Here is a 26,016-nt window from a genome sequence, read left to right on the forward strand (position 1 = left end):
GGTGATGGCAAACCACTCCGCGCGTGTATGCTCGCGGTGACAAATGGACATGACGGTTTGACACACGTACTTTCTGATCCAGTCAAATTGGGTTCGGCTCGAAAGACTGGATTTGGCGATAGGCTATTGGCTGCAACGGTTTTTGCGCTGTGCTTAACTGGGCTAACCAGCCCAGTCCGTGCCCATGTCGTCGAATATGAAGTCCAAAAACCTGAAGGCGCGCCAGATGGTCTTTGGATGCGCAGCTATCGAACGTGTGAGATCGTCTCACGCGGCGGGGCCCCCGATGCCAAACTGGTCTGTGGTTACCCGCTCGGCTGGAAGCTGACTGATCGCAGCGGCAAAGTCCTGTTTCCGAACGAGGGTTTTATCCCCTATCCAGCCACTTGGGCTTTTTCCACCGATGTTGGCGTGATCGATATGGGGCCTGAGCTTTCGGTCCTCAACTTGACCACATGGACTCACGTGGAATTGGTGTTTGACCGCTTGGAAGCAGTGCCAGCGGCCCTTGGGTTTGAGCTTTTGGCTTGGATTTGGACAAAAGATCGAGCAGCGGCAGTGGTCATGAACAATGGCCAGCTTTTGCAGCTGCACACCCCGGCCGATTTTGCGACCGCCGAAGCCAATACAGACACGCGATGTCGGCGGATTGGTATGATTGCAGCACTCGATCTGGGTAATCTGAAGCATCGCCATTGGCATGCCCTCCGGCGCCTGCCGCGCTCTCAGTCTGCCTCCGGGTCTGGGACATGCCCGGCTGAAGCAAGAGAGATTATTGCAGGACAGGATGACGCGGGCTGGCGCTGGCTTGACCCCGCCACATTATTGCCCCGCGATGAGACGGTGTATGCCTCACCGAAAGCAATTTTATCCCAAGCGATCACTAACCCCTGAAGCATTGAGCATGCCGTCCAGCAGGTCCTCACATGGCATTGAGGTGAGCCAATCAATCATGAAGCCAATAATGATGTCCAAAGTGTCCGGACCATGGCTACGACTGGGCTGGAACATTGTCCATCGCGTGCCCAAGTTCGTGCGAGCAGGCCCAAAAGCCGCATGAGGCGCTCTGGCCAACATGGCAGATGACCATATCGGCGTCCAAGGTGATATCCTGACGTTGAAATCCCCACCAACAGGCGCTGACCCACCTCTTGTCTTGCCAAGAGCGATGTGCGGAGGTCAGCCTCTGCAAGCGCAGCGAAATTGACCCCTTTGGTCTCAGAGCCTTGGCTCAGCTGACATTGCAGGCGCGTTGGCGGGAGATGATTTGCTGATAAGCGCGATCTGCCTCTGCTGCGGTTTTGAACGGCATAAAGTGACTGGCTTGACGCGATGAGAAGGTCTCCATCTCACCGGCTTGAATGCAGGTCTGCTCATTCCGACACGTGATCTTGAGAATGAAGAAGCCCGCCTCTTCGCTTGGCGCGGCAACATGCACATCCTTCAGCGCAAGCTTCCACCGCCCCCACACAGCATTACGGCCAAAGCTCAGGTCCAGAATGCCATTCTCAAGGGTGGCCTGATGATAGGGTACAAGCCCATCTAGCCGCAGGGCTTCAGCACAGGCCAAGGTGCGCTCTTCGGCTTGTGTTGCTGCCAAAGTGCTGCTGGGGACAACCACCAACAGACACACTCCGGCCATCCATCGCTGAACCATATGTCGACTGATCATGTCGGGTATCCTCCTGCTTCTAGGCGGGGCCCTCATGGCGGACTGGCTGCAGTCAGGGCATCGCCATGGGGAATGTCGCGCGGCTTTTGGCGATAATATGACTCCAGCACATAATAGAGTTCGCTGGGTTGGCTGTCGGGTCCCAAATGCTCAAGCATCACCGACCAAGTCGCATGATAGCGCAACAATGGCTCGGCCGTATCACTGGGCATTTCCGCCACTTGCACGCTTTCGGTACCCCTGACAGTGATGTCGCGTGCTTGGCCATAAAGAGGATTGCTGGCCCGCTGCCGCCCCTTCACGCCAGGTCCATAGGGGTCGGGCCCATTGAGCGGAATCAACGTCGTTTCAGGCGGCAAAGGCCGAAAAAGATCGGGGCCATCCTTCAGCATCTGGTCGATCAGAGCCACTGCGTCGGCATGCGCGCGTGTAAAAGCCCGGCTCTTGTCGCGCGTTTGGGCAGTCAAGGTCACCGAGCAATAATCCGCCTTGCCCTCAAACACATTAATGGTGATGGTGCCTTCAGGCAGAATACGCATCATGCGGATCAGATTGTGGCCGGGGATCGCAGTGGGCCAGGGCAGTGTTTCCTCGGCAGTGGGCTCGCGATAGCCGTCATTCTGGAGAAGCGCGCTGCGGCGCAAATCCTCCTGGCCACCACCGATCATCCAGGCTTCACAATGATTGGCATAGGCCTCTCGCGCGGCTTGCACATAGGCCGAATTGTCTGGCGGGGTTTGCGCCCCGGCCACACCCGCCATGCCCGACAATCCCCCCAGCCAGATCGCATATTTCCGCACCGCTCTCATCAAGGTTCCTTGCGCGACATAGGCCCAAAATGGCCAAAGGCTATCGCCTTACCATGAGCTGTCATCGCCATTTGAGGGGTATTGGCTGGAAGAGGTGGGATTAGCATGTCCCGGCTTCCTTACCAGCGACTTTATGGTTTCTTTATTACCAGATCCCGATTTCACATGGAAGCTTTACGCGGTCCCATGGTCTGGCTCTCTGGCCGTTCCGGAGACCTTCAATGACAAACCAACGCCCATCTCCTGCCGATGGATCAAGAGCGCCCAAACCTCAACATACAGCCATTCTGACCATTGGTGCCATTGGTGTGGTCTTTGGCGATATTGGTACCAGTCCACTATATGCCTTTCGCGAAGCTTTGGCCCAAGCTGCCGGTGGCGGCATCACGCAGGCGGAAATCTTTGGCGTGCTAAGTTTGGCTCTTTGGGCATTGATCTTGGTGGTCACGGTCAAATATGTCAGTTTTCTTATGCGCGCCGATAATCATGGCGAAGGGGGCGTTTTGTCGCTCATGGCTTTGGCGCGTCGAGCAACAGGCGGCAGATGGGCCTTTGTCACTTTGCTCGGAGCCATGGGCGCAGCCTTATTCTATGGTGATGCCATTCTCACTCCGGCGCTGTCGGTTCTTTCCGCTGTGGAGGGCTTAAAATCAGTCCCAGCTGTCGCGCCGCTATTGAGCCATAACATGATTATAGCCATGGCCATTGCCTTGCTTGTCGTCCTGTTCTTGATCCAAAGCTCAGGAACGGCAGCTGTTGCGGGCTGGTTCGGGCCAATCTGCGTAGTTTGGTTTCTAGCCATAGGGACGGTCGGACTTTTCAACATGCTGGCAGCGCCACAAATCCTGTCAGCATTAAATCCGATGTACGGAATCGAGTTTCTGCTGACCCACGGCAAAGTAGGACTCCTTGTCATGGGCGCGGTTTTTCTGACCGTAACGGGGGCGGAAGCGCTGACAGCCGATATGGGTCATTTTGGCCGTTTCCCGATCCAACTTGGCTGGTATCTGCTCGTGTTCCCTTCACTAACCCTGAACTACTTCGGGCAAGGTGCATTCGCGCTATTGCAACTTGAAGCCGCCGCCGCCCAAGGACTTAACCTACAGCCAGCCGACTGGTTCTTTCTGATGACCCCGGAATGGTTCAGACTGACGATGGTGGGCCTGGCCACAGCGGCCACCATCATCGCAAGTCAGGCCGTCATCACCGGTGCCTTTTCCTTGACCCAGCAAGCTGTCCTTTTGGGCCTGCTGCCGCGCATGACGCTGCGCCAAACCAGTGCCAGCCATTCGGGTCAAATCTACCTGCCTGCGATCAACTGGTTATTGGCCCTAGGTGTTTTGATCCTGATCCTAAGCTTCCAAACATCGTCCAAGATGGCTGCTGCGTATGGTATTGCCGTGACCGGCACCATGGTTGTGACCACAATGCTGGCCTTTTTGGTCGTATGGAAATTGTGGCAGTGGTCATTGGTCAAGGCTGTGGCAATCATTCTGCCGCTCTTGGCTCTGGACATGTTTTTCTTCGGGGCGAACATCCTGCGCGTGGCCGAAGGTGGCTGGGTACCGCTTGTCGTGGGCCTGTTGATAGCCGGCCTGATCGGGATTTGGGCACGCGGGCGGGCATTTCTTGCCGCTCAAGCGAGCCGTGAGACGGTTAAGACAAGTGATTTGGTGACTAATCTCGCCAAGACTCCCATCCCCACTGCTCGCGGTACCGCAGTCTTTCTCACAGCGGATCCTGAGCTTGCCCCACCAGCACTTCTACACAACCTAAAGCACAATCAGGTTTTGCATCAAAACAACATCCTATTGACAGTGCGCACGTCAACTGAACCCCATGTGGCATCGAACAAGCGCCTGATTGTTGAATGCTTAGATGAGCGCTTTTCTCGCGCCACCTTGCATTATGGCTACATGGAAAGCCCAGATGTACCAACTGATTTGCATCGAGATGGGCAGGTCCCGATCCCTGCACACGGCATTTCATTCTTTGTCAGTCGCAACAGTCTGGCACCAAGCGCTGAGGTAGGCCTACCCTTGTGGCAAGCAGTTATTTATAGTTTCCTGCACCGCAATGCTGCAGATCCAACCGCCTTCTTCCAAATTCCTCCTGACCGCGTTGTGGAACTGGGCTCTCGGGTGCGGGTTTGATGATGCCTGATCTTCGAGCCAAAAGTGCTGACCGAACAATTTCGCTTGGCTTTGCTCTACTTATCACTTTCGGTCTCGGTTGGGCTGGAATCATATGGCCTAACTTGGGCACTGCCAATCTCGCGCTTCTTCTCCTGATCCCAGTTGTCTTGGCGGCCTCTGGTGGCGGAAGAGTTTTGGGTCTTGGATTAGCTATCCTGGCTGGAGCGGTCTTTAACTTTGTTGCGCTTGAGCCACGGCTCACCTTCGCGATCGCTAAGTCAGGGGATCTGGTGACTTTGGGGGTATATGTGCTGGTTGCTGTTGTAGCCGCATCTGTCTCCGCTCGCCTTGCAGCCGCGGGCGACCGCGCAAGGGAGGATGCAACCGACAGCGCATTGTTTTCGGCAATGACCCATCAGCTTCTCTCAGCTAGTACACGAGAGCTGATTATTGAAGTTGCCGTCCGCGCGGTTACAAATTGCACGTCTTTCGGTTGTGCCATTGCAGAAACCAATCACGATCTCGCCCCACCCGGCAGTCAAGATGAGGCCGCCGCCCGCTGGGCCATTGTTCATCGAGACGTCACCGGACGCGGATTACCTCTGTTTTCAGATGCCTCAGCTATTTATGTCGCCGCTCGCACAGGCCGTCGGGCTCTTCTGGCTCGGATTGACGGTGCTGGTTTGCCCGATGCGCGCCTTGGCTTAGTTAGAAAGATAATCGATGAAGCGGCAGACGCGCTCGATCGGATAGAACTTGCGGCGCGGATGGAGGCTGACCAACGCAAAGCAGATGCACAAACCATGCGCCGAGCAATTTTTGCTTCCATTGGCCACGATTTGCGCACCCCAATGACGGCGCTTCGGGCTGGCCTTGAAGGTTTGAGCGGCCATGATCCAACCCAAACCGAACTCTTGCGCGCCGATGCTCTCCGTCTTGAGCGCACACTGCACAATTTGCTTGAGCTCGCTCGGCTTGAGGTCAACGATCGATTACCGATCGTCTGCAGCATTGACTTAACCGACACAATTGATGCAGCGATTGATGCATTGCCAGTCACGACAAAGGATCGAGTCCATATCTGGATTGGAGACGAGACCCCACTCATTCAAAGCGACCCCATTATGCTCCACCATATTGTCGTCAATCTTTTGGAAAATGCGGCGAAATACAGCCCGGCATCAAGCAATATAGAGGTGCGAGCTGAATCGGCGGATGGGGGTGCGAGGCTTGTCATTCTGGATGAGGGCCCAGGAATTGATGACGATGTGGCCGATTTATTTGGTCTGTTCAGACGTGGGACACATGGGGACCGGGCACCAGGGTTAGGGGTTGGACTTTCGGTGGTGGATGCATTCGCCCGTGCCTTGGGGCACATTGTAACGGTTAGAAACCGACCAACAGGAACAGGCGCAGAATTTGTTGTGGAGTTTTACGGCGAGCCGCCAAAGTCATGAGCGCCGCCATCCTCATTGTCGATGACGAGGCCCACATCTTGAGGTTATTGCGGGCAGTAGTTGAGCGAGGTGGACATCACGTTGTTACAGCCACAAATGGGCGTGAAGCGCTTCATCTTGCCCGCACGTCCTCCCCGCCTGTGGCATTGCTTGATCTTGGTTTGCCAGACAGGGATGGAATTGAGCTCGTAAAGCAATTTACAGATTTGGGAATAAGTGTCATCGTGGTGTCTGCACGAGACGACATCAGCGAGAAGATTGCCGCCCTTGACCTCGGTGCGGCTGATTATGTTGTTAAACCATTTGATACCGATGAGCTCTTGGCTAGACTGCGCGCGACATTACGAAGCCGCACACCGCAAAGACGTCGCGTTGATGTGCTTCAGCTGGGTGATGTGAGGCTTGATCTTGGAGCGCGTCGCATCCAGCGCAATCAGTCAGAAGTCCACCTCGCTCCGAAAGAATATGCGCTTCTCGATTTGCTAGCCCGGCATGCAGGAAGGGTGTTGACTCACGCGCAATTGCTGCGTGAGGTTTGGGGGCCGGCACACGAAAAGGACATCGAATACTTGCGGGTCGCCGTCCGCGCGATACGACAGAAAATCGAGCCAGTTCCTTCCCGTCCGACCTTCATAAGAAATGAACCCGGAATTGGCTATCGCCTCATGGTACCAGAAGCGCCGGCGGAAGGCCTCTAAAGGTCATTTTGGATCAGTCGGGCGCTCGTTTCACGGGTTTGGGCTGAGCTGGCTTTCAGGCTCAGATCGCTGCATCAATCTGGGCTTCTGCCTGCGCAATGGCGAATGGTGCGTCCCAGGCCACGCCCTCGGCGCGCAAGACGGTTACGTCAGGAATTCCAAAGAACACCATCATATGACGCAGATAGGGGGCAAGGAAATCCTCCACCTCTTGCGGGCCTGAGGTATAAATGCCCCCGCTGGACAGTAGGAAAACAGCCGAACGTGCATGGGCCAAACCCTGTCGCTTGCCATCAATATAGGCAAACGTCATGCCGGGACGACTGACATGGTCAATCCAGGCCTTCAAAGGTGTTGGCACGGTGTAATTATGAATGGGTGTCGCCACGATCAATGTGTCGGCAGCCTGAAATTCGCCAACCAATTGATCAGACACATCAAGCTCGCGCGCCTGTTCTGGCGTACGGGCATCCGGCGGCAGGAACATGGCGGTGATGAATTCCGCACTGAGATTGGGCAAGGCATTTTCCGGCAAGGTCAAGTCGCGGATCGTCAAGGTTTCATCAGGAAACCTGACCTTCCGGCGGGCAAGATATCGATCGAGCATGGCCCGAGAAACGGAGGCAGCACCATTCGGGCTGGCGATGAGAACAAGAGCATGGGCCATCTGATTTTCCTTTCGTCCTGTGTTGTAGGCCCCGGGGTTTGCCTAAGTGCCGGGGGCGAAGTGGGGAGGCGTTGGCGGGTCAATTCACAGTGGGGTTCGCGCCGCCATCGACACGCAGGTTTGCGCCGTTGATGAAGTCGGACTGTGGGCTTGCAAGGAAAGCCACCGCCCGGGCAATGTCGTCGGGACGACCAAGACGCCGTGTTGGTGTGTTCAGCACATGGGTGGCCGCATTATGCTCGATCACGTCCCAATCCTCACCCCAACCAAAACTTTGTGACCAGCCGCGGATCATGGGTTCGACTGCGGGGGTACGAACCAGACCGGGTGAGACCGCATTGACCGTAATGCCCGTGCCGGCCAGCAGCCGCGAGAGACTGACCATCTGGTTCAAATTGGCCGCTTTTGTCAGGGAATATTGTGGGAAGGCTTCGCGTGGCATTGCAGCAGCAACCGAGCCGAGCATGACGACCCTCCCCCAGCCGCGGTCCTTCATTTGCGGCACAATCCGGCGAACCATTCTGAACACCGAATTGACATTGGCCTCATAAAGCGCGCTGGCCTGAGATGCGCCCAAATCTGTCAACCAATCGCCGGGGGCGGGCGCTTTAGGCGCAATCAGCAGGCCGGCATTATTGACCAGAATATCAATCCCGCCGAACGCCGCCAGTGCCGCACCAGCCACCTGATCCGCTCCAGCCTCGGTCGACACATCCCCCACGGCACCGGCCGCCCTAAACCCGTCGCGGGTCAGCTCTGCCACCCCGTCAGCAACCGCCTCGGTGCGCCGACCATGCACAATCACAGCCGCGCCTTCCCGCGCCAGAAGCCGCACGATCGCCGCCCCGATCCCACTGGTGGACCCGGTCACGAGGGCATTTTTGCCTGCCAGTTGCAAATCCATGCCAATCTCCTTATCATGATGATCATCATCATTAATTATTCATGATGGCTGTCATGAATAGTGTCAAGGGGGGGTCAACAGGCAGCGCATGAAGGTTTCGGCAGAGCAGAAGGCGCAGAACCGCAAAGCCATCCTAGAAACGGCAGGGCGGCTCTTGCGCATCAAGGGACCAGAGGGGCTCGGCGTGGCCGAAGTTATGGATGGGGCCGGGCTGACCCATGGCGGCTTTTACGGCTATTTTCCGTCAAAGGAGCAATTGGCGGCCGAAACCGTTGCCCAGGCATTGGCGGAGGCAACCAGCTATGCCGGAAGCGCCGTTGATGACGCGGGCTTTGAGGCTTTCCTGTGTGGCTATCTTTCAACACCGCATCTGGACGATGTTGAGGCGGGTTGCCCGATCGCAGCTACCCTGTCAGACATTCCCCGACAGCCCCAAGCGGTGCGCGCGGCATTTGCAGCAGGTATGGAAAACTATCTTAAGGCCACCACAAAAGGGCATGACCGCCAGACCGCCCTCGCACGGCTTGCCGCCATGATCGGTGCCCTCGCCCTTGCCCGCGCCCTGCAGGGTGAAGATCGCCCATTGGCTGAGGAGATCCTTGCCGCCGTCCGTGAGGATGATCGGGCGGGGTGAGCACCATGGCCACGACACCCACCGCACCGCAATCGCACATGCGGGCTTGATGTCTGAAAAAACAGGGAAAAACTGGCGGAGACGGAGGGATTCGAACCCTCGGTGCCCTTTTGGAGCACGCTCATTTAGCAAACGAGTGCCTTCAGCCTCTCGGCCACGTCTCCGCGCTGGGCTCTGATAGCCCGATCATCGGGGGCAGAGCAAGACCGCCTGATCAGTCAAGCTGCACTGGCCCGTCATGATGGATGGGCTGCATGGGCATAAGCAGGATGGCATTGTCGTTAACAGGGCGTCTACTCCCGTCTGCTATGCTTGGGTATGAATTATTTTTCGGCCATGGACGGGGCTGATCCTGTGACAACCCCACCCCAAGAGCCGCCGCTGGTCGGCGCGCGCAAGGCCGCGCGTGGGGCACGTTGGTATCGCTCCAGTTTCGGCAAGGCCATGAACTTCATCGATCTTCTGGTCATCCTAGCCAGCATGGCAGTGGTGCTGGCTGTGATTTCCCATGCCGGGTTGTTGCACACTTCGTTGGCGGATTGTTTGCCGATGGGATTTGGCGGGCTGGTCTTGTGGTGGGTCCTGCGTGAGCATGACTTGTACCGCTTTGATGTGGAACCCAAAGTGACCGACCATGGCCTAAAGACTTTGGGCGCGATTATTCTGGCGGTCCCTGCCGCCGCTCTGGTCGGGGCAGTTCTGGCGACACTTATTGGCCGCCATCCAAGTCACGGGGCCTGGGAAGCCGGTGTGGCCAGCCTGTTGGCGGGATCATTAATCCTCGGTCTGCACTGCCTTTTGGCTCTCGTATTGAGCCTGATGAACCGGGCAGGTCTGTTTTCCTTAAATGTGGTGATCGTCGGGGCCACACCTTTGGCCCATCGTCTCATCGAGGAAGCCCATGCGCAGGGCGGGGATTTGACCATTCTAGGGGTCTTTGATGACCGACTGGAACGTGCAGGCCCCTTGCCCCACCATGTGCCCCTGCTGGGCGACCTGAACGATCTGATGGAATGGTCGCATTTGCCTCGGATTGACCGGGTGATTGTGGCGGTGTCCAGCACAGCCCAAAGCCGGGTCCTGCATTTGGTCAACCGCTTACGGGCCATGCCCAACAAATTGGTGCTTGCCATCGATATGCAGGGCTTTGACAGCGAGGGGACCACGATTGGCCGCATGGGCAGCCTACCAGTTGCTTATGTGTCGGGTGCCCCCGAAGATGCCCGTCGGGCATTCTGGAAGCGGGTGCAGGATCTGGTGCTGGGCACGATCATCCTCATCCTGGTCAGTCCGATCATGGTTTTGACTGGGCTCGCAATCAAACTGGACAGTCCCGGGCCGATTTTTTTCCGGCAGACTCGTCATGGCTTCAATAACCAACCGTTTTTGTGTTGGAAGTTCCGCTCCATGCGGGTGGAAACTGCCGATGCCACGGCCAGCCTTCAGGTCCAAAAGGACGATCCCCGTGTGACCTTTATTGGTCGCTTCATCCGCAAGACGTCGTTGGATGAATTGCCCCAATTGTTCAATGTGCTGGGGGGATCGATGTCGCTGGTTGGGCCGCGGCCCCATGCCATTGGCATGAAAACAGGCGAACAGGACAGCCAAGCCTTGGTGGCCGAATATGCCCACCGTCACCGCATTAAGCCGGGCATGACAGGTTGGGCTGCAATCAATGGATCGCGCGGGCCGGTGCATACTGCCGAAGACGTAGCCGCACGTGTGGCCTTTGATTTAGCCTATATCCGCACAGCCAGCTTCTGGTTTGACCTGTGGATTATGGTGCGAACCCTGCCGGCCCTGATGGGTGACAAGAGTAAGATCCGGTGATGGGCCGCCACCTTTTGGCCTATCTGGCCCCCAATCTGGCGCTGGCGCTGAGCAGCTTCGGCATGGTCGCGATTCTGACCCGATTGTTGAGCGATGACGCCTATGGCCGATACACACTCGTCTACGCGGCCATGACATTGGCGCAGTATATTTCGGTGGTCTGGATTGAGGCAGCTGCGGCACGCTTTTATGCGGAAGCGGCTGAAAAAGGCGAAAAGCCCGCGCATTTCGCCACCTTGCTCAAGCTGTTTAGTTGGTGCGCTGGCGGCTTTGCTCTGGTCTCGATTGCCGCTTTGCTGCTATGGCCAGCCGATGTGAATCTGAAGATCGTGATCGCAATCGCCTTTGGCAGTGTTATCACCCGGTCGCTCATCAAGATTGCGCTGGAAACCCGCCGCATGGCCCAGGAAGCCACACGTTATGCCGTGGTTGAGACGCTGCATATTGGCTTAGGTTTTGGGCTGGGTATTAGTGCCGTCATTTTGTTTGCCATGGGCCCAGAAGGCCCGTTTATTGGCATGCTGATCGCTTCCCTGATCGTCCTCCTGATAGAAGGGCCCGCCTTGTTTTTGGCCGCACGGGCTGGCGCGTTTCAGCCTGAACGGGCGCGCGCCTATTTGGCTTATGGTGCCCCGCTCGCCGGTGGCCTGATCCTCAGTCTAGCGCTGACCAGTGGTGACCGTTTTGTCATCGCTGCCTTTCTCGGTGAGGGCGATGTGGGGGCCTATTCGGCGGGCTATCAGGTTGGGGCACGGATTCTCGACATCATTTTTACCTGGGGGGCGGCGGCTGTAACTCCAATCCTCATCGCCGCCTATGAACGCGGTGGACCTGCTGCTGCGGTCAAGGCGGCCCACCAAGGCTATGTTGTCCGCCTGGGTATTGGTGCCCCGGCTGCCTTGGGACTTGGCCTGCTCGCCGCCCCAATATGCGAATTCCTAATCGGGGAAGCTCTGCGTGACCGGGCAGTCCAAATCGTGCCGTGGATCGCTTTTTCAGCACTATTGGCCGGCATGTGCGACTATTTCTCAGAAGCCTTCATGCTGTCGAAAAAGGCCTTACAGCGCGCTATTTTGCTCTTGGTGCCCGTCATCACCAATTTGGGACTGAATGTCATGCTGTTGCCGAGCTTCGGGCTGATGGGGGCGGCCTATGCCAATGTGGCCTCCTATGGCGTTGGTATGATGATGCTGGCCATTGTCGGGCGACGCTATGTCGCTTTGCCGATCCCACTCGACCAGACCTTAAAGATCGCGCTTGCCTGCGGGGGTATGGCAGGGGTGGTTCTTGCGGTGCCATCAATCGGCCCGCTGCCTGATCTCATCATCAAGTCGGCCGTGGGCGGGCTGAGCTATGGCGTGTTTGTCATTCTGCTGGATGTGGCTGGCGCACGCAGCTTTGCTCGATCGCTTTGGGCGCGCTGGGCACGGAGGCATGTGGCATGAGCGGCGAGCACATCCATGACAATGGCGTTCAGGCCGCTACGTCTGTCGCGCTAAGCGTTGCCATGCCATTCTTTCGCAACGACCCCTGCCCGCTCATCAGCATGCTCACCAATCAAGTTGGGCTTTTGCCGGTTGAATTGCTGCTGGTAGATGACGGTTCAGGCAGCCCAGCCCTGACACGGGCGGTTACGGACCTGCTGGATGAGGTGCCAGCCCCAGCAAAGCTCATCACACTGACCCATAATCAGGGGCGCTCGGCTGCCCGAAACCGCCTGATCGCGGCAAGCACCGCCCCCTTCATCCTCTTTCTTGATTCAGACATGGCACCTGATCGTCCAGATTTTCTGGCCCAATGGGTCAAGCTGGCTCAAGCCGACCAGACTGCCATCGCCTATGGCGGATATTCGACCTTGCAAATACCCGATTGTGCGGCTCTGGCCTTGGCCAAACATATTGCTGAAGGCAGCGATTGTGATCCAGCGGCAGCACGCCAGCATCGCGGGCCATTGGCGCTGGCGACATCCAACCTTTTGGTCCGCAAGTCGATCCTTGCTGACATCCCGTTTGACACCGACTTTATCGGTTGGGGCTGGGAAGATGTGGATTGGGCTCTGAGGGCAGCGGCACAGGGTCATTTTGTCAGCCATGTGGATATACCGGCCACCCATCTGGGACTGGATGAAGCCGCCGTCTTGCTGGACAAGTTCGCCAAGGCTGCAGGCAATTTTCGCCGCATGGTAGACCGGCATCCAGAGATGGCAGCATTGCGGAGCACGCAGATGGCGCGCTTGATGAAACACATCCCGGCGCGGGGCCTCCTCAAAGCATTCATGCGGGCTATCGCCTTGGCAGAATGGCTGCCGATCGGCTTGCGGGCCTTTGCCGCCCGCCTCTGGCGCGCCCTGTGGGCGGCCGAAGCGCTTTAACGTCGGATCGGCGCGCGCGGAGGCAGATGGGCTGGACGGGGTGAAGCTGGTCTTGGAATAGGCTGCGATGGACTGACAGCCGTGGGTCGAACACTTTCGGCGCGCAGGCCAAAGCTCACTCCCGCCATCAGCGCAATCCAAGGTCCAGCAATCAACACAGAGTCTGAGAGGCTCAAAAGACCCACAACACTGGCAGTCCAAACAGCAAGGACAAACACCCCATCAGGTCCCTCCTGGCCAAGCCCGAACAGGATCCGAAACGTACTCACCATCAGCCAGATAGCAACGATAAACCCGCCAGCCAGGCCAAGCCCACCCCAGAAGCCATCCGTCCATGTCGAGCCGACAACCCCTAATCCATAGCCCAATAGGCTGGGCCCGGTGTCGCTCATGAGATTAAGCTCAATCGGCCCGAACAAAAAACCGAAGGTCAGCGCGACAATCAAAAAGGCCACCAAAATGGCGACATGGATTGGCGTCCAAATAATGCGGGCGCCCAGCCACGTCCAAGCCAAGCCAACCAAGCCTGCAAGCCCGCCTATTGCTGGGGCCAACAACGCCACCCAATGTCCAGAGAGGCCGCATATAACTGCCACCACAACTGTCCAAGCCAGCCACACCCAGCGCCAGCGACCGCGCGTCACCGCCGCCCATAAACCCCCAATCAGCGCAAAACTGAGGTCGGCTTCGGCGATGTCTGGTAATGCGGCCGGATTGGTGAAGGCTTGACTGGCGACCATATGTCCCAGAACCATCATGACCCCGGCACTGGCAATGAGATGGGCATAAAGGCGACTGGAGAATTGGCCCGCCACAACCCAGCCAAAAATCCAGACCAGCACGACCAACAAGCCATTCTGTAGCGCCAAAGCCGGATCTACGGCCCACAGGGTGGAGGCGAGACAGACAGCCAAGACAAAGAGGGTTTCAAGCCGCGCACGGGCCAGCGGCCAGAAATACTCCCACCGCACCGCAAAACCCACAAGGCCCAGCGCGGCAATCCCAGCCTTGAGCAACACGGCCCCGGCGGGGGCTTCAGCCATGCCAGCAGCGCCGGGCCATAAGCGCCAGGCGGCTGCGCTGAAACTGGCCAAAGCCAGCGCCAGCACCCCAAGGTCCCAGCGTACAGATGAGGTGCGGTTTGCCACTATGTCAGGCCTGTCGGCGGAGCTTAAACCCAGAGGATGCGGTTTCAGTCACCACGATTCCGAGACAGCGTCCACCGCGACCGATAATCTCATCGCGCAGATCAATGGACTCCCGCACATCGCTGATCTGGCTATCGATTACCAGAATGACGCCATCCATGTCCGGGACCAAGGCTAACCCCGCGCGAGAATATTCCAGCGCCGGGGCGTCAACCACTGTCATGTCAATCGCCTTGCGCACCGCTTGCCAATAAGAGGGCGCCGGACTGACCTGCATTTTCTGACCGGCTTGCAAGGCAGCGCGGTTGAAGCGGCTGACGAAAAGCTTTGGCACGGGGGTTCGAAAACTCACCAAAGCCCCCTCACCCTGGCTGCCATCGGCCGCTTTGGGCTGGGCTCGCCAGAATGGCTGGGTGGCAAATGTCATATCGAAGGGGCCCTTCATGGCAGCTTGTTCGCCGCCATAGGCAGCAAACTGGCCAGGTCCGAAGAAATCCAAATCGACGAGCCAAGCTGCGCGCGCAGCGCGGGCGGCAGCCACTTCAGCAAAAGCGCGTGCGACCTCAGAAATGCCCACATCCGACCGCGCACCAACAAACATGACCGCAGCCCCGCCCCCGCCGGTTGCTGCTGCAACCGCGGACCAGACTCCGTTCATCTGCGCCTGAATGCTGGCCATCGAATCCCCATTTCACGCACTTGAAGGACGAGTGTCTGACCAGAACCGGACTCATGAAGCGGAAACTGGCCTGCGCGTGTCATTGGCTGAGTGCACCCTATATTTCAACCAGATTCGATCAATCCCGATACGGGCCCTTCTGCGCGAAGACCAGCGGCATCGCGCTCAGCGCGCCACAACTGCCAAGACCGGCAGCCCCAAGGTTCGCCCGACAGATGCTGCGGTCGGGAAATTGGATCGGGCAAAGGCCCGGATACCCCCCGCTGCCAAGGCGGTAATGCCGGCAAAGAAGATGGCCAACATCGCAAGTTCGCGCTTCCAGCTCTTGCCGCGCGTGGGTACGGTCGCCCGTTCAATGACCCGAATATTCTCATTCGATGTGCGACTAATTTCATTTTGCGCTTGGGAGGAAGCTTCCCGCGTTGAGAATTGGCGGACTTGTTCTTCTAAAATAGCCTTGCGCCGCATCAGATCATCAAACATCGGTTTGGCTTGGCTTAATTGAACAGCACGCGCCTGCAATTGGGCGACCTGGGCCTCAAGAATCGCTTCGCGTTGGGTCAGTGCTTCAACTTCCGCAGCATTGCGCGCCCGGTCGGCGGCCAATGTATCGCGGACGGGATTGGCCCCAGTCTTGGTTGTACCTGCGGCGCGACCTTGTTCGGATTGCAGCACAGCATCGAGAGCCTCGATCCGCCGACGCATGTCCTGAACAGGTTGGCTTTGATCGGTATAGCGGGTCTGCAGCTCTGCCAATTGCGTGGTCAATTCCAGCCGCCGCCGCGAGGTGTCGGTTTCAAACGACAGGCGTACTTCACGGGGTTCATTGCGAAAGCTGCGATCACTCGACGCATACCGGCCCTCGGCCTCACGCAGGCGCGACTGCACGTTTAGCAAATCAGCGCGGGCGCTGCTGAGCAAGCCCTGCAATGCCTGTCGCTCGGCTTCGAAGTCGGCAACGCCATTGGCCCCCAGAAATGCCGTCACCTCACCTTCGACTTCTTGCAAGCGCGTCTCGAACTCGCTGCGCTGAACTTTGAGCGAGCCTGTCAAATCCTCAAACAAGACTTCACGGCGATAGGACAGATATTCGTCAATCATCGCGTTGAGGACTTTTGCCGCCACAGCGGGGTCCTTGGCGCGATAGCTGAGCTTAATCACGGTTGTATTGGCAGTGGCGTCGGCGGTAAAATTGCGCTGAAACTGATCGACGCCGAAGGCGATACGCCGCTCTGGCGTATCTGGGCCTTGGCTAACGCGTATTTCCTCAGGCCCAAACACTTGGTCAAGGCCAATTTTACGAATCACCCGCTCAGCCACTTGGGCGGACTTGATGACTTCGACTTCGGATTGAACGATTTGTTCCTGCTTGGGGGCACTCCCCCCGCCTGCATCCCCGACCGTTGGACGAAACACATATTCCTGTCCCAACAAAATCGACAGGCGTGCACCGGCGACATAGGTCTTTTGCTGCGTGCTGGCCAAGGCGATGCCAATGGCAGAAATCAGCACAAAAACAATCAGCATGAGCCATTTTTCGCGCCACAAAAGGCTGATGACATCGGCCAAATCAAGCTGCGGACGCGCATAGCCAATCGGTGCCATGCCGCCTGAGCGAGGATATGTTGGGCCCGACTGGTAAGTCATTCAAAGTTCCGCGCGTGGCCGAATCTGGACAAGCATTTTGCTAACCTTATCCGTTAATCAACCATTACTCATTAACGAAACGTTTAACGATTGGGTTTCTAACAAAGTCACCAAATCTTTGCCTATGGGACTGATCCAACATGCCAAACAAACCTGCTGTCAGGTCACACGGCTGGACATCACGCGTCCGACTGGCACTGTCTGTGGGTCTTGGGCTGTTTGTGAGTGCATGTGCGCCGCGCGGCTATGTCGATGCCTTGCGCACGGAAGGGGCCCAATGGCGCACACCTGGCAGCGTGGCAACCATTGAGTTTCCGGCCGTCGCAACATTTCCCAGCTGGACATCTCAGGATGAAGCCTATCGTTTGTTTCCCGGTGATGTCATTGATTTTCAGTCCATTGGCGCACCAGAAATTAATCGCAAACTGACCGTGGCCCCCGATGGGCGCATCCACCCGCCCATGCTAGCGCCCATGATGGCGGGGGATCGGACATTGGATGACCTTAAATCGGATCTGGAAAGCCAGTATGGAGCGCTGCTTCGTAATCCGGTTGTGACTTTGGCCCCTGAAAGTTTCGCCTCACAGAAATTCTATGTCGGCGGCGAGGTTGCCAAGCCCGGAATCTATGATCTGACCGGCGAGACAGACCCCCTGCAAGCAATCGTGCTGGCCGGGGGCTTTCTGAACTCTGCGCGCCGCGAGGAAGTGGTTGTCCTGCGCCGAGGTGCAGGCGGACAGCCCTTCATGCGGATCTATAATCTCAAATCCGCTTGGTCCAGCCAAGCCTTAATGGCCGAATTGCCGCGCCTGCGTCGGTTTGACGTGGTTTGGGTCCCCAAGTCGACTGTGGCAGAACTGGGTCTGTTCACCCAGCAATTCGTTCGCGACGCGTTGCCCGTCACCATTGGCTTCAATTACAGCATCGGTAATAATTTTCGCTAAGTCCACGTTTGAATCGGCCAGCCACACCGATGGCAGCCATTCCTTAGCAAAACTTAGTTAGCGGAGCGCTGCAGCCATTCGCGGGCAGCACGTTGGGCTGCTGAGACCTGTGTTTGTGTCATCATGGCGGTCAATTCCTGACGACGCAGCTTGGCTTCCTCATCGCCGCGCATTGCGGCAATATTGAACCACTTGTGAGCTTCAACATAGTCGATTTCTGCACCCACACCGGTTGCATGCGACAGACCCAGTGCAAACAAATCCAAGCCGGCATCACCGGGTTCAACGTCGCTGGCCATCACCATTGGTGCGGCAGTGCTCATATCAAAAGCCATCTTTATCCCCTAACCTTATTGGCCCTTTTCTGGGCCCGGTTCTTGTTGTCATCGCACACCTGTTTGCGGCGTCCGTGAGAACAATCTGAAGGCGGATAGTGAATCGAATCTTCTCAAGACCTTGCTATAAAATGAATTTCAGTACTTTTTGCGTAAACAGGTGGTTCACAACAAGGCATGTGATTCACATATCCTTCAAAACCTTTAGAAAGAGATTGACAAACGTGCCCTTTTTCGAGCCCGACGATGCCAGCGCCCTGTCGACTGACAATCTCGATGTCAGCGCAACAATCGACCTCAATGGCAAGGGTGCGGTGGAGGCGCTGGCGCTTGTGGAGGCGGCCTTGCAGGAGCATCGTTCAACCGACGAGGTCCGTCTGTGGTTTCGGTTTGACCCGCCCCGCCCCGGTGGTGGTGAAACGCTGTTTCAGCCCGTCGGGCGGCGTCTGCGCGAAGGGATTGCGCAAGGCATTCTTGTGCGCGCCATGCCGACCCAAGCCGGTGGCTGGATTGTCAGACTGGCGGCAAAGGTGCGATAGTCGGCCATGGCCGTCTATACAGAACCCAGTGACGATGAACTTGCCGCCTTATTGCGCGGCTGGGGCCTAGAAGGCCTGCGCAATTTTAAAGGTATTGCCGAGGGGGTCCAGAACTCAAACTTTCTGGTCGAAGCCCATCAGGGCCGCTTCATCATGACGATTTACGAAAAGTCCGTCGCGTTGGAGGACCTGCCCTTTTATCTTGGCCTGACCGAGCAGGCGGCGAATGCGGGCCTACCAGCAGCCCGCCCCATCCGGACAACGGATGGCCTGCTGACACAAATGATCCGAGGCAAGCCCACGGCCCTGTGCAGCTTTCTCGACGGGGTTTCTACAAAACGACCACCGGCCAGTCATGCCCGCGCGGTTGGGGCCGCTTTAGCGCGTTTGCATCAGGCGCTGTCGGATTTTTCAGGCACGCGCGCCAATGACCTAGGACCGCGGGACTGGCCTAGTCTCTGGAAAGGACGGTCTCGCCAGGCCGAGGCGCTCGAACCAGGGATCGCTGCCGCAGTAGATACCGATCTGGCCTTATTTCGCACTGATTGGCCGACAGATCTGCCCAAAGGGATAATTCACGCAGACCTATTTCCAGACAATGTTTTGTTTCTGGGCGATGAGGTCAGCGGGCTGATCGACTTTTATTTCGCCTGCAATGATTTTTTGGCCTATGACGTGGCGGTCATGCTGAACGCGTGGTGCTTTGAAGCCAATGGGCGGGAATTTGATCTGGTCAAAGGGCGGGCCTTGATCTCAGGCTATGAAAGTGTACGCCCGCTGAGCCAAGCTGAACGGGACGCACTGCCCATTTTGGCGCGTGGGGCGGCTCTGCGCTTTTTCCTGACCCGGTTGGTTGATTGGATGACCCCGATGGACGGGGCATTGGTGCGCAAAAAAGACCCCCGCGATTATGCTGGGCGGCTGGCATTTCATCGGGCAGCGCGCAGTGCGGCTGATTATGGCGCACCCTGACCAGCGCCTTGTTTGCGACGTCTCGAACCTGACTTCCGACTTTGGGCTGAAACACTGTATGAGAGCTGCGCGCAGCCTGGTGCGTCAACGGCTCGTAAAAGCACTCGAGCTGTCCAGCCAAGCCGCCACAGTGGCGACAATGTCGTCATCCTGCACCAATGCGCGATGGCCAAAGCCGTCCACCCCCCAAAAGCGGGCACCGGGCCAGGCTTTGGCTGCCCGCTCACCTTCATTTGCCGGGCATTGTGCATCATCGGCCGAGTGGATGAATAAAGCTTCGGCCTGCATGTGCGGGGCAGCAGCGGCCAAGTCAAAGAAGCGGCCTTCGTCATGGCCTAAGGCCAAAGCCGCCGATATCAAGTCTTCGGGGACATCATAGCGCCGCCAGGCGCGCTCAAACTGACGGGCTTGGGCCACGGGCGGGGCGATCAGAACCACCCGAGCAAGTTTGAGACCGTCCAGCATGGCCCGGGTGATGGCTGGCCCGCCAAAGGAGTGCGTTGCCGCCCCTGCAAACGGGCCGAAACGCCGGTCCAGCGTCAGGATGGCTTCAGCTGCCAATTCCAGACTGCAGCGATCGCCCTCACTATGGCCGTGACCCGGCAGGTCGAACGCCACCACGCTGCGTCCACGTTCGGCCAAAAGTGCGATCAGGGGGGTCCATAGACTGGTATCATCCTCCCAACCATGAACCAAAAGGACTGGCGGATCGGCATAGCGTGCCCCAAGCAGGTGCCACACGGCAATCTTGCCAGAACCCGTCTCAATCATCTCATGTTCGGCTTGATGCAACAGGGGGCTGACACGTGGTACCGCGCGGCGCTTGGGTTGACCGGATTGGTTCAAAAGATGCTTGGCATGATTGGCAACGTCGTTCATGACAGTGCCCATGTAACTTCACTGCCGCTTTGGCAAGATCATGACGAAACGGAAACCCCAGTATGGATGACACTTTGTTCCCCGCAGCCACCATCCTGTTGGTTCGCGACGGGGCCGACGGGCTTGAAGTGTTGATGGTCGAGCGCCACGCCAATATTGGCTTTGCGGGTGGGGCCATGGTGTGGCCGGGCGGCAAGATCGAACCTGCCGATTATGACGCGGGGTGGCTGGAGGCTGCCGATGGGCTGGAGGGCCTTGATGCAGACGAGCGCGCGGCACGGGTTGCTGCTTTGCGCGAGGCCTATGAGGAAACCGGCATTCTGCTGGCAACCCGAGATGGCTCACCCATCGGAGCCCAAGCGCTTGACCTAACCGCGATGCGTAAGCGGGTCGACCAAGATGCCAGCCTGTTTCAGCCTTTGGTGCGCGGTCATGGCCTGCGGCTGGCCACCACCAGTTTGCAGCCGTTTGCGCGCTGGATTCCGCCACCGGCCCTGCACAAGCGCTTTGACACCCGCTTTTTCTTGGCCCCAGTGCCAGAAGGGCAAGACGGGGTGCAAGATGGTAGTGAGGCTGTTGATCTGGTGTGGATCAAACCTCAAGCCGCGCTGGACGATCTGGCAGCGGGTCGGCGCAAAATCATTTTCCCAACAGCCCGCAATCTGGAGCTTTTGGCTTTGTCAAAAAGTGCAGCAGGCGCTTTGGCTGATGCGGCGGCCCGGCCGCAAGGCATCGTTCAGCCCGTGATCGAAGACGGTGTTCTCAAGATTCGCACCGATCTGGGCTATCCGGTGACAGAGGAAAAGCTTGATACCGCGATGCGCGGCTGAGGCCAGAGGGAGGCTTTAGGACATGGGTTTGATTGAACTTGGCAGCGGGATTCCCGCCCTTTTCGAGCCTGCGCACGGCAAGAAACGGCGCGGTGGCCTCATAGTGGCGCAAGAAATCTTCGGCCTCAATGCCAATATCAAGGCCTTGTGTGCGCGGTTTGCCGGGGATGGTTTTGACGTGGTGGCCCCGGCGTACTTTAACCGCATCGAAGCAGACTTTATTGCCCCCTATGATCAGGACGGTATTGCCAAGGGCCTCGCAGCCGTGCGCGACACGCCTTGGGATCAAGTCACTCGTGACACCCAAGCGGCCATCGACCATTTGGGCCAAACGCATTCACGCATCTTTGTGACGGGTTTTTGCTGGGGCGGAACGGTGGCCTGGGTCGCGGCTTGCCGCTGTCACAGCCTGACAGCTGCGTCGGGCTTTTATGGCCGGATGATCAATATGTTTCTGGCCGAGACCCCACGTGTGCCCATTCATTTGCATTATGGGGATTCTGATTCAGGCATTCCACTTGCTATGGTTGACGAAGTTGCCGCCGCCCATCCGCAGGTCCCGATCCATATTTATCCGGCCGGCCATGGCTTTTTTTCTGATCGTGGAAAGGATTATGCGCCCGAGCAAGCTGATCTTGCCTGGTCCCGCACGCTGGATTTGTTTGATCACACTTGATCAGAAGGTGCGTGTGAGAGCGACAAAGCCATAATTGCTGTTTCCTTGCCGCGATGCATTGGGTGCTGTCTTAGCGAACCGACCTTGTATCAACGTGGCTGCACCGACTTCAAGCTGCAGTTTCCCCGGATCAATCCAATAGCGGGCACGCCAATCCCAACTGTGGCCAATGAATTTGCCTGATTGGCCTTGACGGTCACGCACTTGGGCAATCACCCATGCATCACGAGCTTGGTCAAGAAAGGCCGCCTTGTAAGTCAGACGAGAATCCCAGCGTGCATTGGGCCTGACTTCAAGCCGCCACCCAGGCGCGTTGATATTGGCCGGTGCCAAAGGGCCGTAAATACCGGTATGCCCAAAGTCGGTGCGCCGCCCGCCAAACAATCGTTCAAACTGGTCGAACTTGGCATCATTGGGATTGCGATCCCCCGTGGCATAATCCCAATCAAGCGCCAAGCGTGGCTGCCACGGGGCGTCAAACGTATAGCCCAGATGCACATGGGCCATGCCTGCCCGCACTTTTAAGTCCGTAACATCGGTCGCAGCTGAACTGGCCCGCCGCGTTCCGGTTCGATAGGCAGTTTCAAACTCAAAATCCCATTGCCCCCGGCGCGGTGGCCGGATCAAGCGAAAGCCTGGCTGAAGATAGTCACGATTGGGTGTGGCGACCTTGGCGCTGTCTTTTTCTGACAATTGATAGACGAATAGCTCAAGATTGGTGCGCGGCAGAAGATCTGCCAACACATTGGCCCGAATGTAATGAAGGCCGAGAAAAACACGCGACCATTCTTCTTTGTCGAGCTGGATTTCATCTTTCTGGAGGCTGGCAAAATCAGTCGGCAAGCGGCCAACTGGAACAACAGCCAACGCATGAAACATATCCCCGCGCGCATTGGTTGAGTTCCAGTAGCCGCCGGTGAAGTTCAAGATCACATTTGACATGTCGACCCGCTCTAGGATGCGGCGACTGCCAATGTCGAGGGTTTGCCGACCCAGCTTCAGGCGGGCCTGATTATGGCCGAGCACTTTAGCGATTCCGGTCTGACTGGCGTCGAAATTCGCGTAGAATTGCAGAATATCGAGAGCATTGACCGCGCTATTGCTGGTCGGCGAGCCGGCATCATCATAGAAATGGCGACTATCTTGCACCTCAAAGCCGAGATTGACCTTATCAAAGCGGGCTTCAGCGAGAACCAGGGTGCGCAGTGCGAGGGCTTGGTCACCTCCGCGTCCGCCCGCGCGGAATTGGCCGTCCACACTCTCATAGCGCATGCGCGCTTCACCCGAAATATTCAGCCAGTCCGGCAGGCCGGTTGCTGCGGCCTCTGCAGCCGGTGCTGGTATCACCAAGGGTGTTACGCCTTGGGCCATTGCAGCGCTGGAAAAAAACACGATGCCAGCGACAAGGGCAGCAAAAGTTTGGGTCAAAGGGTGCGTCCTGTCCTCTGTAGGCGGACAAATTGCCAGACCAGTGCGGTCAAGCGCGAGGCTCGTTCCTTAACCCAAACCGCCTCTTCGATGCAAAGCCTTGTGTCACAAAAACGTGACACAACTGACACATTACAAACCAAGCGCCAACGCAAAGGCGAATTGGGCCTTTGCCGCCTCTGATTTGGCGGTCACTTCCGCGCTCTGTGCGTCAAAAGCAGCCCGCTCTGCGGTCAAGACATCCAAAAAGCCCGATAGGCCAGAAGTGTAGCGCACGCGCGCCAGCCTGGCCTGATCCAAAGCGGATGCCACATTGGCAGCTTGGGCCGCAGCACTGACTTCGCCCAAGCGAACGGCGGAGGCTTGGGTCTCCAAATCCGCCATCGCATCAAGAACCGTCTTTTGGTAATTGGCGGCTTCGGTCTCAGCCTGCGCACCTGCCAATTTAGCCAATCCACGCAGGCGACCAAAATCAAACAGGGTCATGGCGGCCGTGCCTGCCACGCTGTTGGAAGCCACCCAAGCGCCCGCCCCGGCATCGGTCGTCAAGCCTTGAGCGGTAATTGACAAACTGGGCAGACGGTCACGGAAAGCGGCGCGCGCATCAAGTCCAGCTGCCCGCAACCGCCATTGCGCGGCGACAAGATCGGGGCGCGCCGATAACCAATCCTGGGGACTGCGAACCGCCTGACGGGAGTCAAGTTGTGGAATTGCCGCCACAGGGGCCAACAATATCGCCAGACTGCCCGGTTTATCACCAATCAGAGCCTCTAGTCCAAGCCGGGAAGCAACTTGGGCTTGACGGAATGATGGCAGGCGGGCGGCAATTGCATCGCGATTGCTGGTGGCTTGTGCCACGCCCAGTCCGGTTTCAAGGCCGGCAGCCTGACGGGCCTTTGCCAGATTTAAGCTCTCATTGGCGCTGGCAAGGCTGGCTTCGGTGACAGCCACTTGGGCCTGCGCAGCCCGATAACTGATATAGAGTTGGGCCAGAGTATTGCGGGTCAGGCTGGCCGTACGGCGCGCTTCCAATTGGGCTGCCTCAAGACTGGCGCGGCTCGCGCCAGACCGGGCGCGATTGGCACCAAACAGGTCGATCGGTACAGTCAAACCAGCCGCCCCAACCTTGTTGATGGTCTGATCTGCGCCATCTGTTTCGCTTTGTGTGGTGGTCGCCGTGAGGGTAAGATTGGGCAAGAGTGCTGCACGGGCTACCATCAGCCGCGCCTCGGCCTCCTTCAAGCGACTTTGGGCAATCGCCAAATCTGGACCCTCGGCCACACGAGCAAACAATTCTGTCAGGACCGGGTCGGGCGTGACAATCAGAGCAGGCAGATTTTGGGCCTCTTGCCAGCTGTCTGGCAGGCTTTGCCGCGCGGCGATTTCAGCGTTGGCCACAGGCGAGGTCGCACACCCTGCCAACATGAGGGTCATCGCGGCGAGGGCGGTTACAGCGGAAAAGGACCGGCGGCTCATTTGCCATTCCCCGCTGCTGGCTTAAGGGTCTCAGCCCGTTTGATGGGCCGAGCGGTGACGAAGACATCCATTTGCTGGCCGACAAAGGCCTGAACGCCAGCCGGATTGAAGGCATAAATCGCCTCAACCACGCGGGTATCCACCCGCTCAGCCCCGCCATTGAGGTTCTTCTTCGGCAAGGCTTGCGGCTCAAAGCGGACAAAGGTCAGCGGGATGCGACGCGTGGCGTCACCGCGCAGACTGCCTTGCGCCGGCGCACCGGCTGCCACACGGGCGGCATCTTCTTCGTCAATCTGAACACGGACATGCATCGGGTTGACGGCCCCCATCGCCACCAGCGGGTCGGCCAGAGGGCCTGCACTGGCAAACTCTCCCACCCGGATGTTCAGCCGAAGCACTTGGCCGGCAATCGGTGCGCGCACTGTCAAACGGTCGAGGTCGGTCGCTGCGACTTTGGCTTGGGCCTGAGCTTGGGCAGCCCCGGCACGGGCCGCCAGCGCGGTTTGTTGACCCTCACTCACCGATGCACGGGCGCTGGCACTGGTTGCGCGGGCTGCTGCAAGACGGGCTTGGGCATCACCCAGGCCACCCCGGGCCGCCAGAAGCCCGCCTTCGGCTTCAATCACTGCCGCGCGGGCCTGATCGGCCGCAGCCTTGGCCCGTTCCATGGCAAAGCGGGCGCGATCCCGCTCATCGGTTGAGACAGCGCGTGGGTCAGACAAATTGGTATAAAGACCAAGGCGGGCCTGGGCATCAGCGAACGCCAATTGTGCCGCATCTGCCGCCGCCCGCGCACTTGCCAACCGACCTTCAGCCTGGGTCAGGGTACCGCGTGCGGTGGTAACACCGGCTTCAGCTTGCGCAATACCTGCAGCCGCATTGGCGGCATTGGCTTGTAAACCCGGCACCCGGCTTGCACTGGCCGCGCTATTGGCACGCGCCTGATCGGCCGCTGCCCGCTGGGCCTCAAGATTGGCCCCCAAAGCCCGATCATCCAGCCGGAACAAAGGTGCCCCGGCTACAACTTGATCGCCTGGCTTCACAAAAACCTCGCGGACGACGCCGGAGAGCTCAGATCCAACCTCGATCACCTCGCTGGAGGGTTCGATCAGGCCAAGGGCAGCAACAACAGAGCCTTGGGACTCAGGGGCGCTTGCCGGGGCTGCTGGTGGTGCGGCCCCGGCCTTATCCGGCGGGGACAGAGTGAGAATCGCAAAGCCAATCAGACCAGTAGCCCCGATTGGCAGAGCAAGGCGACGCAGAAGTTGAGGTGTGACTTTCATGGT

Annotated in this window: 25 protein-coding genes and 1 tRNA gene; 13 read left to right on the plus strand and 13 right to left on the minus strand. The window is 58.1% G+C overall.

What is annotated here, in order from left to right; all coding sequences use genetic code 11:
- Positions 1-57 precede the first annotated feature (57 nt).
- Positions 58-894, plus strand: a complete 837-nt coding sequence (locus tag PbB2_RS06230) for a hypothetical protein (protein ID WP_133245739.1) — start codon at positions 58-60, stop codon at positions 892-894.
- A gap of 337 nt (positions 895-1,231) precedes the next feature.
- On the opposite strand, the gene PbB2_RS06235 is transcribed toward PbB2_RS06230, so the two are convergent.
- Complete coding sequence (locus tag PbB2_RS06235; protein WP_133245740.1) at positions 1,232-1,672, minus strand: hypothetical protein; 441 nt, start codon at positions 1,670-1,672, stop codon at positions 1,232-1,234.
- A 32-nt stretch (positions 1,673-1,704) separates the two neighbouring features.
- A complete protein-coding gene (locus PbB2_RS06240; protein WP_108984453.1) occupies positions 1,705-2,481 on the minus strand; it encodes a hypothetical protein in 777 nt (258 codons plus the stop codon).
- Positions 2,482-2,702: 221 nt separating this feature from the next.
- Between PbB2_RS06240 and PbB2_RS06245 the strand changes: the two genes are divergently transcribed.
- Genes PbB2_RS06245 through PbB2_RS06255 form a run of 3 tightly spaced genes read left to right on the plus strand, consistent with a single transcriptional unit; the run spans position 2,703 to position 6,771 of the window.
- A complete protein-coding gene (locus tag PbB2_RS06245; protein ID WP_108984454.1) occupies positions 2,703-4,634 on the plus strand; it encodes a potassium transporter Kup in 1,932 nt (643 codons plus the stop codon).
- Between the two features lie 2 nt (positions 4,635-4,636).
- Entirely contained in the window at positions 4,637-6,073 is a 1,437-nt protein-coding gene (locus PbB2_RS06250; protein WP_272949224.1) for an ATP-binding protein, read from the plus strand.
- Entirely contained in the window at positions 6,070-6,771 is a 702-nt protein-coding gene (locus PbB2_RS06255; protein ID WP_108984456.1) for a response regulator transcription factor, read from the plus strand. The genes PbB2_RS06250 and PbB2_RS06255 overlap by 4 nt, the downstream gene beginning before the upstream one ends.
- Before the next feature lie 61 nt (positions 6,772-6,832).
- Here the strand turns inward: PbB2_RS06255 and PbB2_RS06260 are convergent, their stop codons facing one another.
- On the minus strand, positions 6,833-7,438 hold the full coding sequence (locus PbB2_RS06260) for an FMN-dependent NADH-azoreductase (RefSeq protein ID WP_108984457.1): 606 nt from the start codon (positions 7,436-7,438) through the stop codon (positions 6,833-6,835).
- Between the two features lie 79 nt (positions 7,439-7,517).
- On the minus strand, positions 7,518-8,342 hold the full coding sequence (locus PbB2_RS06265) for an SDR family NAD(P)-dependent oxidoreductase (protein ID WP_108984458.1): 825 nt from the start codon (positions 8,340-8,342) through the stop codon (positions 7,518-7,520).
- Positions 8,343-8,430: 88 nt separating this feature from the next.
- On the opposite strand from PbB2_RS06265, the gene PbB2_RS06270 reads away from it, so the two are divergent.
- Positions 8,431-8,976 (plus strand): TetR/AcrR family transcriptional regulator, encoded by a 546-nt coding sequence (locus PbB2_RS06270; protein WP_108984459.1) that lies wholly within the window; start codon positions 8,431-8,433, stop codon positions 8,974-8,976.
- A gap of 73 nt (positions 8,977-9,049) precedes the next feature.
- Here PbB2_RS06270 and PbB2_RS06275 read toward each other — a convergent pair.
- Positions 9,050-9,140: transfer RNA gene (locus tag PbB2_RS06275), tRNA-Ser, on the minus strand.
- Between the two features lie 154 nt (positions 9,141-9,294).
- Between PbB2_RS06275 and PbB2_RS06280 the strand changes: the two genes are divergently transcribed.
- From PbB2_RS06280 to PbB2_RS06290, 3 genes are read left to right on the plus strand one after another with little or no spacing between them, the layout of a single operon-like run.
- Positions 9,295-10,806, plus strand: coding sequence for an exopolysaccharide biosynthesis polyprenyl glycosylphosphotransferase (locus PbB2_RS06280; protein WP_108984460.1), 1,512 nt, complete (start codon positions 9,295-9,297; stop codon positions 10,804-10,806).
- Positions 10,806-12,251, plus strand: a complete 1,446-nt coding sequence (locus PbB2_RS06285; RefSeq protein WP_108984461.1) for a lipopolysaccharide biosynthesis protein — start codon at positions 10,806-10,808, stop codon at positions 12,249-12,251. The genes PbB2_RS06280 and PbB2_RS06285 overlap by 1 nt, the downstream gene beginning before the upstream one ends.
- Entirely contained in the window at positions 12,248-13,177 is a 930-nt protein-coding gene (locus PbB2_RS06290; RefSeq protein WP_108984462.1) for a glycosyltransferase family 2 protein, read from the plus strand. The genes PbB2_RS06285 and PbB2_RS06290 overlap by 4 nt, the downstream gene beginning before the upstream one ends.
- Here PbB2_RS06290 and PbB2_RS06295 read toward each other — a convergent pair.
- From PbB2_RS06295 to PbB2_RS06305, 3 genes are all read right to left on the minus strand, one after another.
- Positions 13,174-14,325, minus strand: a complete 1,152-nt coding sequence (locus tag PbB2_RS06295) for a hypothetical protein (protein WP_133245741.1) — start codon at positions 14,323-14,325, stop codon at positions 13,174-13,176. The genes PbB2_RS06290 and PbB2_RS06295 overlap by 4 nt on opposite strands.
- A gap of 4 nt (positions 14,326-14,329) precedes the next feature.
- On the minus strand, positions 14,330-15,004 hold the full coding sequence (locus PbB2_RS06300) for a P-loop NTPase family protein (protein WP_108984464.1): 675 nt from the start codon (positions 15,002-15,004) through the stop codon (positions 14,330-14,332).
- A 165-nt stretch (positions 15,005-15,169) separates the two neighbouring features.
- Positions 15,170-16,651, minus strand: a complete 1,482-nt coding sequence (locus PbB2_RS06305; RefSeq protein ID WP_108984465.1) for a GumC family protein — start codon at positions 16,649-16,651, stop codon at positions 15,170-15,172.
- 140 nt (positions 16,652-16,791) lie between these two features.
- Here PbB2_RS06305 and PbB2_RS06310 point away from each other — a divergent pair, with 140 nt between their 5' ends.
- Positions 16,792-17,595 (plus strand): polysaccharide biosynthesis/export family protein, encoded by an 804-nt coding sequence (locus PbB2_RS06310; RefSeq protein ID WP_108984466.1) that lies wholly within the window; start codon positions 16,792-16,794, stop codon positions 17,593-17,595.
- Between the two features lie 53 nt (positions 17,596-17,648).
- Here the strand turns inward: PbB2_RS06310 and PbB2_RS06315 are convergent, their stop codons facing one another.
- On the minus strand, positions 17,649-17,930 hold the full coding sequence (locus tag PbB2_RS06315; RefSeq protein WP_238164890.1) for an SEL1-like repeat protein: 282 nt from the start codon (positions 17,928-17,930) through the stop codon (positions 17,649-17,651).
- Positions 17,931-18,154: 224 nt separating this feature from the next.
- On the opposite strand from PbB2_RS06315, the gene PbB2_RS06320 reads away from it, so the two are divergent.
- Entirely contained in the window at positions 18,155-18,469 is a 315-nt protein-coding gene (locus PbB2_RS06320; RefSeq protein WP_108984467.1) for a hypothetical protein, read from the plus strand.
- Between the two features lie 6 nt (positions 18,470-18,475).
- On the plus strand, positions 18,476-19,441 hold the full coding sequence (thrB, locus tag PbB2_RS06325) for a homoserine kinase (RefSeq protein WP_108984468.1): 966 nt from the start codon (positions 18,476-18,478) through the stop codon (positions 19,439-19,441).
- An 84-nt stretch (positions 19,442-19,525) separates the two neighbouring features.
- On the opposite strand, the gene PbB2_RS06330 is transcribed toward thrB, so the two are convergent.
- Positions 19,526-20,320 (minus strand): alpha/beta fold hydrolase, encoded by a 795-nt coding sequence (locus tag PbB2_RS06330; RefSeq protein ID WP_192576202.1) that lies wholly within the window; start codon positions 20,318-20,320, stop codon positions 19,526-19,528.
- 62 nt (positions 20,321-20,382) lie between these two features.
- Between PbB2_RS06330 and PbB2_RS06335 the strand changes: the two genes are divergently transcribed.
- Both PbB2_RS06335 and PbB2_RS06340 read left to right on the plus strand, forming a co-directional pair.
- Entirely contained in the window at positions 20,383-21,150 is a 768-nt protein-coding gene (locus tag PbB2_RS06335; RefSeq protein ID WP_108984470.1) for an NUDIX hydrolase, read from the plus strand.
- Between the two features lie 22 nt (positions 21,151-21,172).
- Entirely contained in the window at positions 21,173-21,826 is a 654-nt protein-coding gene (locus PbB2_RS06340) for a dienelactone hydrolase family protein (protein ID WP_108984471.1), read from the plus strand.
- Here PbB2_RS06340 and PbB2_RS06345 read toward each other — a convergent pair whose 3' ends face one another.
- From PbB2_RS06345 to PbB2_RS06355, 3 genes are all read right to left on the minus strand, one after another.
- Positions 21,827-23,254 (minus strand): alginate export family protein, encoded by a 1,428-nt coding sequence (locus PbB2_RS06345; protein WP_108984472.1) that lies wholly within the window; start codon positions 23,252-23,254, stop codon positions 21,827-21,829.
- A gap of 132 nt (positions 23,255-23,386) precedes the next feature.
- On the minus strand, positions 23,387-24,730 hold the full coding sequence (locus PbB2_RS06350) for a TolC family protein (RefSeq protein WP_108984473.1): 1,344 nt from the start codon (positions 24,728-24,730) through the stop codon (positions 23,387-23,389).
- Entirely contained in the window at positions 24,727-26,013 is a 1,287-nt protein-coding gene (locus PbB2_RS06355) for an HlyD family secretion protein (protein ID WP_192576203.1), read from the minus strand. The genes PbB2_RS06350 and PbB2_RS06355 overlap by 4 nt, the downstream gene beginning before the upstream one ends.
- Positions 26,014-26,016 lie beyond the last annotated feature (3 nt).

The organism is Candidatus Phycosocius bacilliformis, from assembly GCF_003112735.1.
GTDB lineage: Bacteria > Pseudomonadota > Alphaproteobacteria > Caulobacterales > Aquidulcibacteraceae > Aquidulcibacter > Aquidulcibacter bacilliformis.

What these genes read in the sequence shown, in the direction of transcription:
- PbB2_RS06235 (WP_133245740.1), bottom strand. Translation starts at nt 1,672, where the DNA reads ATGATCAGTCGACATATGGTTCAGCGATGGATGGCCGGAGTGTGTCTG.
- PbB2_RS06240 (WP_108984453.1), bottom strand. Translation starts at nt 2,481, where the DNA reads ATGAGAGCGGTGCGGAAATATGCGATCTGGCTGGGGGGATTGTCGGGC.
- PbB2_RS06245 (WP_108984454.1), top strand. Translation starts at nt 2,703, where the DNA reads ATGACAAACCAACGCCCATCTCCTGCCGATGGATCAAGAGCGCCCAAA.
- PbB2_RS06250 (WP_272949224.1), top strand. Translation starts at nt 4,637, where the DNA reads ATGCCTGATCTTCGAGCCAAAAGTGCTGACCGAACAATTTCGCTTGGC.
- PbB2_RS06255 (WP_108984456.1), top strand. Translation starts at nt 6,070, where the DNA reads ATGAGCGCCGCCATCCTCATTGTCGATGACGAGGCCCACATCTTGAGG.
- PbB2_RS06260 (WP_108984457.1), bottom strand. Translation starts at nt 7,438, where the DNA reads ATGGCCCATGCTCTTGTTCTCATCGCCAGCCCGAATGGTGCTGCCTCC.
- PbB2_RS06265 (WP_108984458.1), bottom strand. Translation starts at nt 8,342, where the DNA reads ATGGATTTGCAACTGGCAGGCAAAAATGCCCTCGTGACCGGGTCCACC.
- PbB2_RS06270 (WP_108984459.1), top strand. Translation starts at nt 8,431, where the DNA reads ATGAAGGTTTCGGCAGAGCAGAAGGCGCAGAACCGCAAAGCCATCCTA.
- PbB2_RS06280 (WP_108984460.1), top strand. Translation starts at nt 9,295, where the DNA reads ATGAATTATTTTTCGGCCATGGACGGGGCTGATCCTGTGACAACCCCA.
- PbB2_RS06285 (WP_108984461.1), top strand. Translation starts at nt 10,806, where the DNA reads ATGGGCCGCCACCTTTTGGCCTATCTGGCCCCCAATCTGGCGCTGGCG.
- PbB2_RS06290 (WP_108984462.1), top strand. Translation starts at nt 12,248, where the DNA reads ATGAGCGGCGAGCACATCCATGACAATGGCGTTCAGGCCGCTACGTCT.
- PbB2_RS06300 (WP_108984464.1), bottom strand. Translation starts at nt 15,004, where the DNA reads ATGGCCAGCATTCAGGCGCAGATGAACGGAGTCTGGTCCGCGGTTGCA.
- PbB2_RS06305 (WP_108984465.1), bottom strand. Translation starts at nt 16,651, where the DNA reads ATGACTTACCAGTCGGGCCCAACATATCCTCGCTCAGGCGGCATGGCA.
- PbB2_RS06310 (WP_108984466.1), top strand. Translation starts at nt 16,792, where the DNA reads ATGCCAAACAAACCTGCTGTCAGGTCACACGGCTGGACATCACGCGTC.
- PbB2_RS06315 (WP_238164890.1), bottom strand. Translation starts at nt 17,930, where the DNA reads ATGGCTTTTGATATGAGCACTGCCGCACCAATGGTGATGGCCAGCGAC.
- thrB (WP_108984468.1), top strand. Translation starts at nt 18,476, where the DNA reads ATGGCCGTCTATACAGAACCCAGTGACGATGAACTTGCCGCCTTATTG.
- PbB2_RS06330 (WP_192576202.1), bottom strand. Translation starts at nt 20,320, where the DNA reads ATGAACGACGTTGCCAATCATGCCAAGCATCTTTTGAACCAATCCGGT.
- PbB2_RS06335 (WP_108984470.1), top strand. Translation starts at nt 20,383, where the DNA reads ATGGATGACACTTTGTTCCCCGCAGCCACCATCCTGTTGGTTCGCGAC.
- PbB2_RS06340 (WP_108984471.1), top strand. Translation starts at nt 21,173, where the DNA reads ATGGGTTTGATTGAACTTGGCAGCGGGATTCCCGCCCTTTTCGAGCCT.
- PbB2_RS06350 (WP_108984473.1), bottom strand. Translation starts at nt 24,730, where the DNA reads ATGAGCCGCCGGTCCTTTTCCGCTGTAACCGCCCTCGCCGCGATGACC.
- PbB2_RS06355 (WP_192576203.1), bottom strand. Translation starts at nt 26,013, where the DNA reads ATGAAAGTCACACCTCAACTTCTGCGTCGCCTTGCTCTGCCAATCGGG.